The 15516-nt window shown below is 68.3% G+C and carries 13 protein-coding genes; 1 reads left to right on the top strand and 12 read right to left on the bottom strand.

Annotated features, from left to right (window positions below; translation table 11 throughout):
* Positions 1 to 209: 209 nt before the first annotated feature.
* The 7 genes from ACJQWM_RS03690 to ACJQWM_RS03660 all read right to left on the bottom strand — a co-directional run bounded on the left by ACJQWM_RS03690 (position 210) and on the right by ACJQWM_RS03660 (position 7194).
* On the bottom strand, positions 210 to 680 hold the full coding sequence (locus ACJQWM_RS03690) for a GNAT family N-acetyltransferase (protein WP_332701805.1): 471 nt from the start codon (positions 678 to 680) through the stop codon (positions 210 to 212).
* Complete coding sequence (gene mtnC / locus ACJQWM_RS03685; RefSeq protein ID WP_332701807.1) at positions 680 to 1378, bottom strand: acireductone synthase; 699 nt, start codon at positions 1376 to 1378, stop codon at positions 680 to 682. Before mtnC ends, ACJQWM_RS03690 begins: the two co-directional genes overlap by 1 nt.
* Positions 1379 to 1489: 111 nt before the next feature.
* A complete protein-coding gene (locus ACJQWM_RS03680) occupies positions 1490 to 2038 on the bottom strand; it encodes a 1,2-dihydroxy-3-keto-5-methylthiopentene dioxygenase (protein ID WP_332701809.1) in 549 nt (182 codons plus the stop codon).
* On the bottom strand, positions 2035 to 2670 hold the full coding sequence (locus ACJQWM_RS03675) for a methylthioribulose 1-phosphate dehydratase (RefSeq protein ID WP_332701811.1): 636 nt from the start codon (positions 2668 to 2670) through the stop codon (positions 2035 to 2037). Before ACJQWM_RS03675 ends, ACJQWM_RS03680 begins: the two co-directional genes overlap by 4 nt.
* 46 nt (positions 2671 to 2716) lie before the next feature.
* Positions 2717 to 4069 (bottom strand): sodium-dependent transporter, encoded by a 1353-nt coding sequence (locus ACJQWM_RS03670; protein ID WP_332701813.1) that lies wholly within the window; start codon positions 4067 to 4069, stop codon positions 2717 to 2719.
* Positions 4070 to 4108: 39 nt separating this feature from the next.
* On the bottom strand, positions 4109 to 5584 hold the full coding sequence (gene nhaC / locus ACJQWM_RS03665) for a Na+/H+ antiporter NhaC (RefSeq protein WP_332701815.1): 1476 nt from the start codon (positions 5582 to 5584) through the stop codon (positions 4109 to 4111).
* A complete protein-coding gene (locus ACJQWM_RS03660) occupies positions 5581 to 7194 on the bottom strand; it encodes an alanine/glycine:cation symporter family protein (RefSeq protein ID WP_332701817.1) in 1614 nt (537 codons plus the stop codon). The genes nhaC and ACJQWM_RS03660 overlap by 4 nt, the downstream gene beginning before the upstream one ends.
* A 164-nt stretch (positions 7195 to 7358) precedes the next feature.
* On the opposite strand from ACJQWM_RS03660, the gene ACJQWM_RS03655 reads away from it, so the two are divergent.
* Positions 7359 to 7925 (top strand): NUDIX hydrolase, encoded by a 567-nt coding sequence (locus ACJQWM_RS03655; RefSeq protein WP_332701819.1) that lies wholly within the window; start codon positions 7359 to 7361, stop codon positions 7923 to 7925.
* 258 nt (positions 7926 to 8183) lie between these two features.
* Here ACJQWM_RS03655 and yeiP read toward each other — a convergent pair whose 3' ends face one another.
* From yeiP to ACJQWM_RS03630, 5 genes are all read right to left on the bottom strand, one after another.
* Positions 8184 to 8750, bottom strand: a complete 567-nt coding sequence (gene yeiP / locus ACJQWM_RS03650; protein ID WP_332701821.1) for an elongation factor P-like protein YeiP — start codon at positions 8748 to 8750, stop codon at positions 8184 to 8186.
* Positions 8751 to 8879: 129 nt separating this feature from the next.
* The gene (locus ACJQWM_RS03645) at positions 8880 to 9650 is read right to left on the bottom strand and encodes an SDR family NAD(P)-dependent oxidoreductase (RefSeq protein ID WP_332701823.1); all 771 of its coding nucleotides are present in this window, start codon (positions 9648 to 9650) and stop codon (positions 8880 to 8882) included.
* 127 nt (positions 9651 to 9777) lie between these two features.
* Positions 9778 to 12459, bottom strand: coding sequence for a sensor domain-containing protein (locus tag ACJQWM_RS03640; RefSeq protein ID WP_332701825.1), 2682 nt, complete (start codon positions 12457 to 12459; stop codon positions 9778 to 9780).
* On the bottom strand, positions 12456 to 13349 hold the full coding sequence (locus ACJQWM_RS03635) for a hydroxymethylglutaryl-CoA lyase (RefSeq protein ID WP_332701827.1): 894 nt from the start codon (positions 13347 to 13349) through the stop codon (positions 12456 to 12458). The genes ACJQWM_RS03640 and ACJQWM_RS03635 overlap by 4 nt, the downstream gene beginning before the upstream one ends.
* A 100-nt stretch (positions 13350 to 13449) precedes the next feature.
* Entirely contained in the window at positions 13450 to 15507 is a 2058-nt protein-coding gene (locus ACJQWM_RS03630) for an acetyl/propionyl/methylcrotonyl-CoA carboxylase subunit alpha (RefSeq protein ID WP_332701829.1), read from the bottom strand.
* Positions 15508 to 15516 lie beyond the last annotated feature (9 nt).

The following is a 15516-nucleotide window of genomic DNA, read 5'->3' as shown; positions in this document are numbered from 1 at the left end:
GTGGTCCCAGGAACTACCGCCTTTCTCAACACTAACATCGCCTGCGACCGTTCGCCCGAAGGCCGGCCATCACAGCATCATGGCGTGGCGCGCTGCCGACTGATCGGTGGCAGCAAAGTCGCTGGGTTCCCGCGTTCGCAGGAATGACGAGGAAAAAAATCGTCGGCAGTGAGTATTGGAGCTTCACTGACTCGGCTGAGAGCCGCGGTTCAATCCTGCAGATGCAGTTTCATGCCTTCGTGCGTAGCGGCGAACCCGAGGCTTTCATAGAACCGCAGGGCGTCAGGTCGGGCCTTGTCGGTGGTGAGCTGCACGACATGGCAGCCGCGTTCGCGCGCGCGCTGGATCGCCCACTCCAGCATGCGCCGGCCCAGGCCGAGCGAACGCGCGCTGGCGTCGATGCGCACGCCTTCGACCAGCGCGCGCCAGCCGCCCTGATAGGTGAGATAGGGAATGAAGGTGATCTGCATCACGCCGATGACGCCGCCTTCGCCGGACTCCGCGACGATCAGCTCGTTGTTCGGATCCGGGGCGATGGCGTCGAACGCGGCCTGGTAGGCCGGGGGCAGTGGCAGCTCGTAGCGCTCGCGCCGGGCGCCGAGCGGATCGTCGGCGAGCATCCGCACGATCGCGGCCAGATCGCTGCGCTCGGCTGCTCGGAACACCGTGGTTCCGGTCATCAGGCGTTGACGTCGAGTTCGGCGAAGGACTCCACCCGCGGATGCCCGCCCGCATCGCTGCCGGAGCGGGGTTGCGGGTAGTCCTCGCGGCGATCGACCAGCGCGGTCTGCATGCCGGCCTCGCGCGCGGCGTCCAGTTCCGCGACCACATCCGAGAGGAACAGCACGTCCCCCGGCGCTCGACCGATCGCCTCGGCGATGTGCCGGTAGCTGGCGGCCTCGCGCTTGCCGCCGACCTCGGTGTCGAACCAGCCGGAAAACAGCGTGCTCAGGTCACCGTCGTCGCTGTGGCCGAAGAACAGGCGCTGCGCCGGCACGCTGCCGGAGGAGTAGACGTACAGCGGCAGGCCGGCGCCGTGCCACGCGCGCAGCGCGGCGGCGGCGTCGGGGTACAGGTGCGCGGTGAAGTCGGCGTTGCGGTACCCCTCGGCCCAGACCATGCCCTGCAGCGCCTTGAGCGCGGTGTGCTTGCGGTCCTGGTCGATCCAGCCCTGCAGCACCTCGACGATCATCGCGTCGTCGCACATGCCGCCGCACTCGGTCGCCACCGCATCCAGCCACTTGCGCACCGCCGGCTCGCGGCCGCGTGCGTCGATGTAGCCCGGCAGCGCGCGGCGCGCATACGGAAACAGCACGTCCTTGACGAAGCAGATGCTGCTGGTGGTGCCTTCGATGTCGGTGAGGATGGCTTTGGGCATGTGGCTGTCGGTCCTCTCTGTATTTTTTGTAGGAGCGGCTTAAGCCGCGATCGGGTGCCCGATTGCGCGCCGGTTTCGGATCGCGGCTGAAGCCGCTCCTACGGGAGAACCTTATTCCGGCTCGTAGCGCGGGAACTGCTGCGCAATATCGGTGCCGGTGAAATGGCCGACCCAGCCGTCGGGCTCGGTGAAGAAGCGGATCGCGACGAAGCTCGGCTCCGGGCCCATGTCGAACCAGTGCGTGGTGCCATCGGGCACGGACACCAGGTCGCCGGCCTCGCACAGGATCTCGTAGACCTTGTCGTCCACGTGCAGGGTGAACAGCCCCGAGCCGGCCACGAAGAAGCGCACCTCGTCTTCCTTGTGGAAGTGCTCGTCGAGGAACTTGGCGCGCATGTCCCCGCGCTGCGGGTGGTCCGGCGCGATGCTGACCACGTCGACGCTCTTGAAGCCGCGCTGCTCGACCAGGCGGTCGATGTCGGCGCGGTAGGCGGCCATGATCTTTTCCGGCGCATCGCCCGGCGCGACCGCTTGGGTGGCCTGCCATTGCTCGAAGCCGACGCCGATGCGGGCCAGCTCGCGCGCCATTTCGGCGTGGTCGCGGGTGCTGAGCTGCATGGTGTCGGGGGCGGCATCGGAAAATACGCGTAGCCGGCTCATCGCTGCAGTCTCCTCAATTCAAGTTCACAACCGAGCAGGAATTCGAACGCCTCCAGGTGGCGGCGTGCCTCGTGCATGTCGCGGCCCCAGGCGTACAGGCCGTGGCCGTCGATCAGATACCCCCACATGCATTGCCGGTCCAGCAGCGCGTCGACCTGGGCAGCGAGGGTGTGCATGTCCTGGCTGTTGGGCAGTACCGGCAGCTCGACGGTGGTCTCGTGGGTGGTATTGCCGGTGAACGCCTTCAGCAGCTCGTAGCCCTCCAGGTGCACGCGCCCGGCGCCCGAGTACAGCCGCGAGGCCACCGTCTGCGTCTGCGAATGGGTATGCAGCACGCAGCCGACCTCGGCGAAACGCGAGTACAGCTGGGTGTGCAGCAGGGTCTCGGCCGACGGCCGGTGCCCGGTGGCGACCGGCTGGCCGTCGAGGTCGACGACCATGATGTCGGCCTCGGTCAGCCGGCCCTTGTCGCGGCCGGACACGGTGATCGCGACATGCCGCTCGTCCAGGCGCTGCGAGAAGTTGCTGCTGGTCGCCGGGGTCCAGCCGCGCGCGGCCAGCTCGCGCACGTGGGTGATGATTTCGCCAGCGCAGTGGGACAGTTGCCGCGGGTCGTAGGGCCGGTCATCCATGCGATCAGTTTATCGCGGAGCCGGCCGCTGCGTCCCCTCGGCCGGGTCAGAGCAGCACGTTCAGCAGCACCGCCAGCACCAGCAGCGGTGCGATCACCCGCACCAGCCAGCGCCACAGCGTGAACAGCACCGGCGACATGCCCTTGAGCTGCTCGCGCAGGATCGACTCCTTCAGCGCCCAGCCGGTGAACAGCGCGATCAGCAGCCCGCCCAGCGGCAGCATCAGTTCGTTCGCGACCAGCTCGATCAATCCCATGATGTCGCGGTCGAGCAGGCGAACGTGCGACAGCAGGTTGAGCGACAGCACCGAGGCCAGGCCGAGCAGCCAGCACACACCGGCCATGGTCAGTGCGGCCTTGCGGCGGCTGGTGCGTCCACGCTCCACCATGTAGGCGGTGGCCGGCTCCAGCAGCGAGATCGAGGACGTCCAGGCAGCGACGAACAGCAGGCCAAAGAACAGCAGGCCGTAGACCACACCCATCGACATCGCGTTGAAGGCCAGCGGCAGCGAGGTGAAGATCAGCCCCGGGCCGCCGCCGGCGGGGTCGATGCCAAAGGCGATCACGATCGGGAAGATCGCCAGGCCCGCCAGCAGCGCGACGCCGGTGTCGGCCACCGCGACCACCGCGCCGGTCTTGGGGATCGAGACGTTCTTGGGCAGGTAGGCGCCGTAGGTCATCATCGTGCACATGCCCAGGCTGAGGGTGAAGAAAGCCTGGCCCAGCGCGGCGACGAACACCCCGCCGGAGACCTTCGACCAGTCCGGCTGGAACAGGAAGGCCGCCGCCTGCCCGAGGTAGCCGGTGGTGGCGCCGTAGCCGACCAGCAGCAGCAGCATCAGAAACAGCGCCGGCATCAGGAAGCTGACCGCGCGCTCCAGGCCTTTCTCGACGCCCAGTGCCACCACGCCGACGGTCACCAGCATGAACGCCGCGTGCCATAGGCTGAGCTCAACCGGATCCGCCAGCAGCGCGCTGAAGGTGGCGCCCGGATCGGAGATCGGCGCACCGCCGAACAACTGCATCAGGTACAGCCACGCGTAGTGCAGGGTCCAGCCGCCGACCACGCTGTAGAAGCTCAGGATCAGCACGCCGGCAATGATCCCGATCCAGCCGATACCCGCCCAGGCCTTGGCCGCACCGGTTTCGCGGGTCAGGTCGAGCAGGGTGTTGATCGGACTGCGGCGGCCATGCCGGCCGAGCAGGATTTCGGCGATCAGCACCGGCAGGCCGACCACGAAGATGCATGCCAGGTAGACCAGCACGAATGCGCCGCCGCCGTTGTCAGAGGCCAGGTATGGGAAGCGCCAGATATTGCCCAGGCCGACCGCAGAACCGGTGGCGGCGAGGATGAAGGCAAGGCGCGAGGACCACATGCCGTGGATCGAGGTCTTTTCCATAGGTCTGTTTCGGCTCGGTGTTTTCAGTGATGGCGCCGGTCAGGCGCGCGGGGCGGTGACGGGTTCGGCCGGCCGCAGCCGGAGGATCTTGAAGCCGGCGTAGGCCAGCACCAGTGCCACCAGCGGGCTTACCAGGTTGAAGAACGCGTAGGGCAGGTAGTCCAGCGTGGCCACACCCAGGGTGCCGGCCATGTAGGCGCCGCAGGTGTTCCAGGGCACCAGCGGCGAGGTGATGGTGCCGCCGTCCTCGAGCGCGCGCGACAGGTTGACCGGCGCCAGGCCGCGCTGTTCGTATTCGGGCCGGTACAGCCGGCCGGTGAGCACGATGGCCATGTACTGGTCGGCGGCGATGGCATTGGCGCCGACCGCGGTGCCCAGCGTCGCGGCGATCAGCGAACCGGTCGAGCGGGCGGCCTTGAGCACGCTGCGGATCATGCGCTCGAGCAGTCCGGCCTTTTCCATCATCGCGCCGAACGCCATCGCGCAGACGATCAGCCAGATCGTGTTGAGCATGCTGATCATGCCGCCGCGGCTGAGCAGATCGTCCACCGCGGCGTTGCCGGTGTCGGCCTTGAACCCGTCGAACAGCGCCGTCCACGCGCCCGACAGCAGCGCCATCGGCCGAGACAAGGCCTCGTTGCCGGCTAGGCGGACCACCACGTCGGGCTGGAACACCACCGCAAACACCGCGCCCAGCAGTGCCCCGATCAGGATCGTCGGATAGGCCGGGAACCGGCGCATCGCCAGCACGAACACCACCAGCATCGGGATCAGCAGGTGCAGGCCGAGGTCGAACTGCGCATCCAGCAGGACCGGCAGGTCACCGAAGGCATCGCCGCCGTCCATCCGTCCGCCGCCGCCCAGCCCGATCACGGTGAACGCGATCAGCGCGATCACGATGCTGGGCCCGGTGGTCCAGATCATGTGCCGGATGTGCTCGAACAGTTCGCTGCCGGCGGCCGCCGGGGCGATGTTGGTGGTGTCCGACAGCGGCGACATCTTGTCGCCGAAATAGGCCCCGGAAATCACCGCGCCGGCGGTGATCGCCGGCGACATGTCCAAGCCCTGGGCGACCCCGATCAGCGCCACGCCCAGGGTGCCCGCGACGGTCCACGAACTGCCGATGGCCAGGGCCACGATCGCGCAGATCAGGCAGGCGGCGGGATAGAAGAACGAGGGGTGCAGCAGCTGCATGCCGTAGATGATCAAGGTCGGCACGGTGCCGCTGAGGATCCAGGTGCCGATCAGCGCACCCACCGCCAGCAGGATGAAGATCGGCACGACCGCCAGCGACACGCCCTGCACCAGGCTCTCCTGCAGGTCCGCCCAGCGCATCCCGTTGCGCAGCCCGACCAGCGCGGCGATGCCGCCGGCCAGCAGCAGCGCGATCTGGTTGGCGCCGTAGGAGGCGTTGTCGCCGTACAAATACACCGCGCCGGCGAGCGCCGCGCTCAAAAACAGCAGCGGGACCAGCGCCTGCAGCAGCGATGGCTCCCGCGTGGACGTACTGCTCATGCGGTGCTGCCTTCAGGGTGGGTGCGGTAATTGCGGATCTCGCCGCTGTTCAGCCGACGCAGGTAGTCGCCGAGTTCACGCCGGATCACCGGGGCCAGCAGGTACACGCCGATCAGGTTGGGCACCGACATCACCAGGATCATCGCATCGGAGAAGTTCATCACCACGCCGAGGTTGCTGGACGCACCGATCACCACGAACACGCAGAACAGCAGCTTGTAACCCAGGCTGACCGTGCGCGACTCACCGAACAGGTAGCAGGCCGACTTCTCGCCGTAATACGACCACGCCAGCATGGTCGAGAACGCGAACAGGAACACCGACACCGCGAGCAGATAGGGGAACCAGGTGAGCACCGAGGCATACGCCATTGAGGTCAGCGCCACGCCATCGCCGATGCCGTCGACCTGGTACATGCCGGTGATGACGATCACCAGCGCGGTCAGGGTGCAGATCACCACCGTATCGATGAACGGTTCCCACAGCGCGACCAGCCCTTCGGAGGCCGGCTCGCGGGTGCGCGCCGCGGAATGCGCAATCGCCGCCGAGCCCACGCCGGCCTCGTTGGAGAACGCCGCGCGGCGGAAGCCCTGGATCAGCACGCCGATGAAGCCGCCATAGCCGGCTTCCGGGGTGAACGCGCCGCTGATGATCGCGGTGAACGCCGGCCCGACGCTGCCCAGATTGGCGCCGATGATGTAGATGCTGCAGACGAAATAGATCACCGCCATCACCGGCACCAGCTTGCCGGTGACCCGCGCGATCGAGCGCAGCCCGCCGATGATCACCACCGCGACCAGTGCGGCCATCACCAGCCCGAACATCCAGCCCTTGCCGGCCAGCCAGCTGTCCGCCCCGCCCGATACGTTGAGCATCTGCTGGAAGGTCTGGTTCGACTGGAACATATTGCCGGCGCCGAGCGAGCCGCCGATGCAGAACAGCGCGAAAAGCACCGCAAGGCCCTTGCCGAGTGGCTTCAGGCGCGGGTATTGCTCGGCGATCCCACGACTGAGGTAGTGCATCGGGCCGCCGGATATGCTGCCGTCGGCATTGATGCGGCGGTACTTCACGCCCAGCGTGCATTCGGCGAACTTGGAACTCATGCCGAGCAGGCCGGCGACGATCATCCAGAACGTCGCGCCGGGCCCGCCGATGCTGATCGCGATCGCGACGCCGGCAATGTTGCCCAGCCCCACCGTCCCCGACAGCGCGGTGGCCAGCGCCTGGAACTGGGTGACCTCGCCGGCGTGGCCTGCATGGGCGTAGTCGCCGCGGATCACGCGGAAGCCCTGGGCGAAGCCGCGCAGGTTGATGAAGCCGAAATAGACGGTGCAAAACAGCGCAGCGACGATCAGCCACAGCACCACGAACGGCAGGGTCGCGCCAAAGCCGATGGGTATCGGATAAAACACCAACCACGACACCGCATCGGCGAGCGGCTTGAAGGCGGTGTTGATCGCGTCGTCCAGGCCACCGCCGGGGGAGGCGTGGGCGTGCCCGCCGAACATCGCCGCGGCGGCCAGCAACCATCGGGCGGCGCGGCCTGCACGTGAACGGCGGATAGCGCCACTGGCCACGCCGCGCGTGGCGGCGAACAATTTATCGAGCATCCCGATCCCCGGTGAGTGTCTGCGGCCGATCCACTTGCGCGGCATGATGCGGAGAGGCGGCGCGCCACCTTAACCCAGTGCGGAAACCAGCGGCAAGCCGCATGCGTCGCGTGGTTTTGCGCGCATAATCGCGCCCCCTGCCGCGCCTGCCGACAGACCCGCGTATGTGCGTTCCGACCACCGAAAGCGCCCACCGCCTGCTGCAGGCACTGGCGCGATACCGCCAGCGCTGGCCGGCCGAAGCGGCGATTGTGACTGGATTCGAGGCATTGCTGGCCGACCCGCAGGACCCGTTCGAGAGGGCGCGGCTGGCGGGGCATTTCACCGCTTCGGCGTGGCTGGTCGACCGCAGCGGTACCCGCGTGCTGCTGACTCATCACCGCAAGCTCGAACGCTGGCTGCAGCTGGGCGGCCACGCCGATGGCGATCGCGACCTGGCGCGGGTCGCCTTGCGCGAGGCCGGGGAGGAATCCGGACTGCCGGGCCTGCGGGTCGAGTCGGAACCGTTCGACCTCGACCGGCACTGGATTCCCGAGCGCGGCGAGGTGCCGGGGCACTGGCACTACGACGTCCGCTATGTCGTGCGTGCCGGCGAGGACGAGCGTTACGTGATCGGCGAGGAGTCGCACGACCTGGCGTGGCGCGACATCGCCGGAATCGCGAGCGATCCCGATGCCGACCTCTCGCTGCGGCGGATGGCGGTGAAATGGCTGGAGGGCGCCCTCGCGTAGGAGCGGCTTCAGCCACGACCTGTACATCGTCGCCGCGTTTGGCGGGTCGCGACTTACGTCGCTCCTACAGGGATGCGAGTTTTTGTAGGAGCGGCTCTCAGCCGCGACCTGTACATCATCGCCGCGTTCGGCTTGTCGCGACTTACGTCGCTCCTACACCGGGGTGGGCTTCTTCGCGACCGGGCCGAAAAGCATCGCGGCTGAAGCCGCTCCTACAGGGGGGTGTTTCAATCGGCGCGGCCGGTACAGGGGGGCGTTTCAATCGGCGCGGCCGGCGAACTCGCCGGTGCTGGTGCTGACCAGGACCCGCTCGCCGGTGCCGATGTACTCCGGGACCATGATCTCGATGCCGGTCGACAGCCGCGCCGGCTTCGGCCGCTTGGTCGCGGTGCCGCCCTTGAGTTCGGGCGGGGTCTCGACCACCTCCAGGGAGACGCTGGCGGGCAACTGCAGCGCGACAGGGGCGTCGTCGATGATCTGCACATAGCAGCCCGACAGGTCCGGCACGATGTAGCCGGCGGCGTCGCCGACAACGTCGGCATCCAGCGTGTACGGGGTGTAGTCCTCGTCGTCGAGGAACACGAACGCCTCGCCGTCCTTGTACGAGAACGTGGCCTGGCGGCGGCTGAGCTCGACTTCCTTGAGCTCGTCGTCGCCACCGAGGCTCAGGTCGAACTTGCTGCCGCCGGGCACCGAATACATCGTGAAGCGGAACTTGACGTTGCCGCCGCGTCCCTGCGGCGAGCTGCGTTCGATGTCGCGCACCTGGTAGACGGTGTTGTTGTGCTCGACCACGTTGCCTTTCTTGATGTCGTAGGCTTTCATGCGTTTTCCAGAGAACGTTGGTTGCCTTTGTAGGAGCGCCCCATGGGCGCGATGCTTCCGCGCATGGCCGGATCGAAGAGCATCGCGCCCATGGGGCGCTCCTACAGGTGTCGTGCCTGTCAGAGCGGCTTATTTCGGCGCCAGCCGCGTCGCCCCGTCCAGCCGGATCGTCTCGCCGTTGAGATACGTGTTGCCCAGGATGTACCCGACCAGGTCGGCGAACTCCTCCGGCCGGCCCAGGCGCGACGGGTAGGGGATGGTCGCGGCGAGGGACTTCTGCACCTCCTCGGGCATGCCGTCGACCATCGGCGTCCAGAACACACCCGGCGCCACCGTCATCACGCGGATGCCGAAGCGCGCCAGCTCGCGCGCCATCGGCAGGGTCATGCCGACCACGCCGCCCTTGGACGCCGAATACGCGGCCTGGCCGATCTGGCCCTCGTAGGCGGCGACCGACGCAGTGTTGACGATCACGCCGCGCTCGCCATCGTTGCCGGGCTCGTTGTGCTGCATTAGCTCGGCGGCGGCCTTGGCCACGTTGAAGCTGCCGACCAGGTTGACCATCACCGTGGTCTGGAACTGCGACAGTTTCATCGCGCCCTCGCGGCCGAGCACGCGGCCGGCGCCGAGGATGCCGGCGCAGTTGATGGTCGCGTTGAGTCCGCCGAGGAATTCGCTGGCCGCCGCAACGTTGCCCTCCACGCCGGCCTCGTCGGTGACATCGGTCTTGAAGTAGCGCGCGTGCGTGTCGCCGAGTTCGGCCACCGCGGCCTCGCCCTTTTCATCGTTGACATCGAACAGCGCGACCTTGCCGCCGTGCCTGACCAGGTGCCGGGCGACCGCGAGGCCGAGGCCGGAGACGCCGCCGGTGATGATGGCGCGGGTATCGGATAGCTGCATGAGGGAGGTCCTGCGGGCGGAAAGCGCTGATTTTAACGGCGGCGCCGCTTTCACGCAGCCCGTAGAGCCGAGCTTGCTCGGCTGGCTTTAGGCGCGACGGGAGCAAGGCAGCGGAGCAGGCTCCGCTCTACGACGGGTGGTGGGCGGCCGGTCCCGCACTGGTCGGCCGCGGCGTGGGAGCGGGGGCACCTGCCAGGTAGCGCTCGAGAAACTCATCGCCCGGCAGCCCGCTGGCGAACAGGTAGCCCTGGCCGATCGGCACGCCGAGCTTCATCAGGAATTCGCGCTGGGCCTCGGTTTCGATGCCCTCGGCGACCAGGCCGAGGCCGAGGCTGGTGGCGATGCCGGTGATCGCCTGGCATACCGCGATGTCGGAATGGTTGTCCGGCACGCCCTGCACGAACAACTGGCTGAGCTTGAGGCCGTGGATCGGCAGGCGACGCAGGTAGTTAAGCGCGCTGTAGCCCTCGCCGAAATCGTCTATCGACAGGGTCACGCCGAGCGCGCGCAGCTCGGCGAAGGTGCGCAGGGTGTCGGGCTCGTCCTCGATCAGCACCCGCTCGGTGAACTCCAGTTCCAGCGAGCTGCCGGGCAGGCCCGATTCGGCCAGCGCCCGTCGCACGTTGCTGGCCAGGTCCTGGCCCAGGAACTGCCGGTACGAGACGTTGACCGCGATGCGTTCGATCGCCAGCCCGTCGTCGCGCCAGCGCCGCAGCTGCCGGCAGGATTCGTTGAGCACCCAGGTGCCGATGCCGACGATGTCGCCGGTGCTCTCGGCATGGTCGATGAAACGGTCCGGGCGCATCTCGCCGAGCGACTGGTTGCGCCAGCGGATCAGTGATTCGGCCGCGACCAGTCGGCCGCTGGCGAGCGCCACCTGCGGCTGGTAGACCAGACGGAACTCGTCGTTCTGCACCGCGCGGCGCAGGTGGGTTTCCATCTGCAGGCGGTGCAGCTGCTGCTCGGCCAGTTGGTGGGTGAACGCCTGCAAGCCATTGCGGCCGCGCCGCTTGCTGTCGTACATCGCGACGTCGGCGCTCTGGATCAGTTGTTGCGAACGCACGCCATCGGCTGGGGCCTGAGCGATGCCGATGCTGGCGGTGATGCTGAATTCCTCGCCATCGAGCCGGAAGCTGTCGCCGAACACCTGCAGGATCGCCGTGGCGAGTCGTTGCGGGCAGCCGGGGTCGTCGCCGGTGGAGCAGATCACCAGGAACTCGTCGCCGCCGAAACGCGCGATCAGGCCTTCGGTGCCGACCGCCTGGCGGATGCGGCGCGCGGCGGTGGCCAGCAGGCGGTCGCCGGCGGCGTGGCCGAGCACGTCGTTGACGATCTTGAAGCGGTCCAGGTCGATGTACAGCACCGCCAGTTCGGCCTGCACCGCGTCCTGCAGCCTCGCGTCCAGTTCAAGCAGCACCGCGTCGCGGTTGAGCAGCCCGGTCAGCGGGTCGGTGCGCGCCTGCACGCGCAGCGTCTCCTCGGTCTGCTTGCGCTCGGTGACCTCCTGCAGCGTGCCGGTCAGACGCGAGCTGACCGGGTCGCTGGACTCGGCCTCGCCGATCACCCGCACCCAGAACGGCTGCCCGCTGCCGCGCGCGCCCTGCAGCTCCAGGTCGATCGCGCGGCCGGTGGCGATCGCGCGCTCGAAGCCGTCGCGCAAGGTCTCCCGGTCGGCATCGCGCAGGCAGTCCAGCATGCCCTCCATGGTGTCCGGCGCGGGATAGCGGCCGAGGATGCGCTGGGCCTCGTCGGTCAGGTACAGCCTGTCGCGGCCGGTGTCCCACTCCCAACCGCCGATGTGCGCCAGCGACTGCGCCCGGTCGAACAGCGCACTGTCGCGCTTGAGTTCGGTGACGTCGGAAAACAGGGTTAGCACCTGCTCGGGGTGGTCCGCGCCGGCGGGGTACTGCGGCACCGAGGTCACCGACAACCAGATCAGTTGCCGCCGCTGCCGGTGGAAGTAGCCCAGTACGGTGCTCTCGATGATGCGGCCCCACCGCATCGCGCGCTGCGGTGGCAGCTGCGCCGGTGGCAGCTCGCGGCCGTGTTCGTCGACGATCATCCAGTGCTGCGGCTGGAGTTCCTCGTCGACATGCTGCCCCTCGCCGATGCCGAAGATCCGCAAGGCGGCGACGTTGGCGTGGATCACGCGGCCGTCGGCCTGTTGCACGATCACGCCGCTGTCGATGGTCTCAATCAGTTCGCGGTAGCGCAGTTCGGCCTGGCGGCGGCCGGTGAGGTCGCGTGCGACCGCGACGATGCAGTTGCGCCCCTCGTGGACGAACCCGGCGAAATGCACCTCGACCGGGAAACGGCTGCCGTCGCTACGCATGTTGGTGACCTCCATGACGCAGGTCTCGCCACGGCTGAGCGTGTCCAGGATCGGCTTCAGATGGTCGTGCGGCAGTTCCGGATTAAGTGCGTGGATCGACTGGCCGACGATCTGCTCGCGCGGACGCTGGTAGGCGGCCATGCCGGCCTTGTTGAGGTCCAGCACGCGGCCGGTTTCGTCAAGGATGCTGACCGGGTCGGGCACCGCGTCGAACAGCGCGCGGTAGCGCAGGTGCGCGGCTTCGGCGGCATCGCGGTTCGCGCGTAGCGCTTCGCAGGCCTGCTGCAGCAGCAGGCGGTTTGCGGCCGGTTGCGATGGGTCGTCGGCGATACGCTCAAGCGCCGCCAGTGTGCCTGCCGTGTCCGCAGCATCCGTCGCGTCGAGGTGGCTGAAGGCGCCCAATGCATTCACCACGTTCAGCGCGCTCAGCGCGTCGCGCGATGAGGACGGGTCGGTCGTGTGCGGCCGCATGTTCATGCCGCCGCCAGCGCCCTGCCGACCTTGCTGCCGGTCTCGCGGCCAAGCCTGGCGGCGAGCCAGCGGCCGGTTTCGGCCAGCGCGTCCAGGTCGATGCCGGTGTCCAGGCCGAGGCCGTGCAGCATGTACACCACGTCTTCGCTGGCGACGTTGCCGCTGGCGCCCTTGGCGTACGGGCAGCCACCGGCGCCGGACACCGCCGAGTCGATCACCGCCACGCCGTCCTCCAGGCACGCCAGGATATTCGACAGCGCCTGCCCGTAAGTGTCGTGGAAGTGGACCGCCAGCGCCGATATCGGCAGTTCCGCGGCGACCGCCCGCAGCATTGCGCGCGCCTGGTGCGGCGTGCCGATGCCGATGGTGTCGCCGAGCGAGACCTCATAGCAGCCCATCGCGTGCAGCGAACTTGCCACGCGCACCACGTCGGCCAGCGGCACCTCGCCCTGGTACGGGCAGCCGAGCACGGTGGAGACGTAGCCGCGCACCCGCACCCCGTCCTGGCGAGCACGCTGGAGCACCGGCGCAAACCGCGCCAGCGACTCGTCGATGGAGGCGTTGATGTTGGTCTTGTTGAACGCCTCCGAGGCGGCGGTGAACACCGCGATCTCCTCGACCCCGACGCTGCGCGCGCGCTCGTAGCCGCGCTCGTTGGGCACCAGCACCGGGTACTGCACGCCGGGCCTGCGCGTGATGCCGGCGAACACCTCGGCGGCGTCGGCCAGCTGCGGCACCCACTTGGGACTGACGAAGCTGGTCGCCTCGATGCTTTTCAGCCCGGTCGCCGAGAGCCGGTCGATCAGCTCTATCTTGTCGGCGGAGGCGACCAGCGTCTTCTCGTTCTGCAGCCCGTCGCGCGGGCCGACTTCGACGATGCGGACGTGGTTGCCCATCACCGCGCACCCGCGACGCCGGGCTTGCTCGGCTGCTCTTCTCCGCGACAATGCAGCCGAGCAAGCTCGGTTCCACGGTTCGCGGGCGTGGCACGCATGTTCATGGCTCCAGCGTCACCAACACCGCGTCGGCGTCGACGAAATCGCCGGCGGACGCACGCACCTCTTGGACCGTGCCCGCGCGCGGTGCCTTGAGGCTCAGTTCCATCTTCATCGCTTCGATCACCATCACTTCCTGTCCGGACTCGACCGCGTCGCCGGCGGCGGCCTTGACCACCACCACCCGCCCCGGCATCGGTGCGGTGAGGCGGTCGGCGCTGCTGCCATCGGCACCGTGTTCGGGCCGGTACATCGCGACCGCCTGCAGGCGCAGGCGCTGCTGGCCATCGTGCACGAGCAGGTCACCGCCGCCGCCGGAACCGCCCGGATCGAGCGTGTCCCCGTCGAGCACAGCAGATCCGAGCACCGAAAATCGTTTCCCCCTCCCGCCATTACGCAAAGTGAGGACGCCACCGGCCAGCCGCGCACCGCCGATCGTGTGGGACTGGCCGTCGTGTTCGATCCGGTAGTCGCCATCGCTGCCCTGGGCGTGCAGCTCGATACGCTCCCCGCGGTGCAGGAACGCCAGGCTGCGCCGGCTGCCGTGGCCGAGGCGGAAGCCGTCTGCGATCGCCCAGGGCGAGGTCGGATCGCCCGAGGCGGCCGCCCGTTCGCGCATTATGCGCTCCTGGGCGAGCAGGCGCGTGACCGCCGCGGCCAGCAGCAGGTCGGTGTCGGGGGCGCTGTCGGATGGCAGGAACTGATCGAGGTGGCGATCGAGATAGCCGGTGTCGATCGTGCCTTCGACCACGCGCGGGTGGCGCACCAGCCGTTCGAGGAATTCGATATTCGATTTCGGCCCGGCGATCGCGCATTGCGCCAGCGCCTCGCGCAGCCGGGCTAGCGCACGCGGCCGGTCGAGGTCGTGCACGATGAGCTTGGCGATCATCGGATCGTAGAAGATCGTCACGCTGTCGCCCTCGACCACGCCCGAGTCGATCCGCACATGGGCCGAGGGCTCCGGCAGGCGCAGCCGCTCCAGCCGGCCCGAGCCCGGCAGGAAGCCGGCCTCCGGGTCCTCCGCGTACAGCCGCACCTCGATCGCATGGCCGTGCTGGCGCACCTCGTGCTGGGCCAGCGGCAACGGCGCACCGGCGGCCACCTGCAACTGCAGCGCGACCAGATCCAGGCCGGTGACCAGCTCGGTTACCGGGTGCTCTACCTGCAGGCGCGTGTTGATCTCCATGAAGTAGAACGCGCCGGGCCTGCCGTCCGCGTCCTGGCCGACGATGAACTCCACCGTGCCGGCGTTGACGTAGTCGATCGCGCGCGCAGCCAGCACTGCCGCTTCACCCATCGCCTGGCGCATCTCGGGCGTCAGGGCGGGGGAGGGCGCCTCCTCCAGCACCTTCTGGTAACGGCGCTGCGCCGAGCACTCGCGCTCGTTGAGGTGGATCACGTTGCCGTGGCCGTCGCCGAACACCTGTATCTCGATGTGCCGCGGCTGCTCGACGTAGCGCTCCAGCAGCACCCGGTCGCGGCCGAACGCATTGCGTGCCTCGCGCTGGCAGCTCTCAAGACTGGCGATGAATTCATCCGCGGCGCGCACGATGCGCATGCCCTTGCCGCCGCCGCCGTGCGCGGCCTTGATCATCAGCGGATAGCCGATGCGGTCGGCCTGCGCCTGCAGGTGCGCGGGGTCCTGGTCCTCGCCGGTGTAACCCGGCACCACCGGCACGCCGGCAGCCTGCATCAGCTCCTTGGCCCCGGCCTTGCTGCCCATCTTGCGCATCGACGCGGCACTGGGGCCGATGAACACGATACCGGCGGCCTCGACCGCCTCGGCGAAGTCGGCGTTCTCGCTGAGAAACCCATAGCCGGGATGGACCGCCTGCGCGCCGGTGTTGCGCGCGACCTCGATGATCGCCTCACCCCGCAGATAGCTGTCGGCCGGACGCGGCCCGCCGATGCAATGGGCCTCGTCGGCCAGGCGCACGTGCTGCGCATCCGCGTCGGCTTCCGAATACACCGCGACGGTGCGGATGCCGAGCTCGCGACAGGTGCGGATGATCCGGCAGGCGATCTCGCCGCGATTGGCTATGAGGATTTTATTGAACATTTTTTTGAC

The sequence above is a fragment of the Novilysobacter longmucuonensis genome (assembly GCF_046600735.1).
Lineage (GTDB): Bacteria > Pseudomonadota > Gammaproteobacteria > Xanthomonadales > Xanthomonadaceae > Novilysobacter_A > Novilysobacter_A longmucuonensis.
This window is presented reverse-complemented; position numbering and strand designations above follow the sequence as displayed.

Excerpts from the sequence above, each read along its gene's own strand:
- ACJQWM_RS03630 (WP_332701829.1), bottom strand. The coding sequence starts at position 15,507 with ATGTTCAATAAAATCCTCATAGCCAATCGCGGCGAGATCGCCTGCCGG.
- ACJQWM_RS03660 (WP_332701817.1), bottom strand. The coding sequence starts at position 7,194 with ATGCTCGATAAATTGTTCGCCGCCACGCGCGGCGTGGCCAGTGGCGCT.
- nhaC (WP_332701815.1), bottom strand. The coding sequence starts at position 5,584 with ATGAGCAGTACGTCCACGCGGGAGCCATCGCTGCTGCAGGCGCTGGTC.
- ACJQWM_RS03635 (WP_332701827.1), bottom strand. The coding sequence starts at position 13,349 with ATGGGCAACCACGTCCGCATCGTCGAAGTCGGCCCGCGCGACGGGCTG.
- ACJQWM_RS03690 (WP_332701805.1), bottom strand. The coding sequence starts at position 680 with ATGACCGGAACCACGGTGTTCCGAGCAGCCGAGCGCAGCGATCTGGCC.
- mtnC (WP_332701807.1), bottom strand. The coding sequence starts at position 1,378 with ATGCCCAAAGCCATCCTCACCGACATCGAAGGCACCACCAGCAGCATC.
- ACJQWM_RS03675 (WP_332701811.1), bottom strand. The coding sequence starts at position 2,670 with ATGGATGACCGGCCCTACGACCCGCGGCAACTGTCCCACTGCGCTGGC.
- ACJQWM_RS03655 (WP_332701819.1), top strand. The coding sequence starts at position 7,359 with ATGTGCGTTCCGACCACCGAAAGCGCCCACCGCCTGCTGCAGGCACTG.
- ACJQWM_RS03670 (WP_332701813.1), bottom strand. The coding sequence starts at position 4,069 with ATGGAAAAGACCTCGATCCACGGCATGTGGTCCTCGCGCCTTGCCTTC.
- ACJQWM_RS03640 (WP_332701825.1), bottom strand. The coding sequence starts at position 12,459 with ATGAACATGCGGCCGCACACGACCGACCCGTCCTCATCGCGCGACGCG.
- ACJQWM_RS03645 (WP_332701823.1), bottom strand. The coding sequence starts at position 9,650 with ATGCAGCTATCCGATACCCGCGCCATCATCACCGGCGGCGTCTCCGGC.
- ACJQWM_RS03680 (WP_332701809.1), bottom strand. The coding sequence starts at position 2,038 with ATGAGCCGGCTACGCGTATTTTCCGATGCCGCCCCCGACACCATGCAG.
- yeiP (WP_332701821.1), bottom strand. The coding sequence starts at position 8,750 with ATGAAAGCCTACGACATCAAGAAAGGCAACGTGGTCGAGCACAACAAC.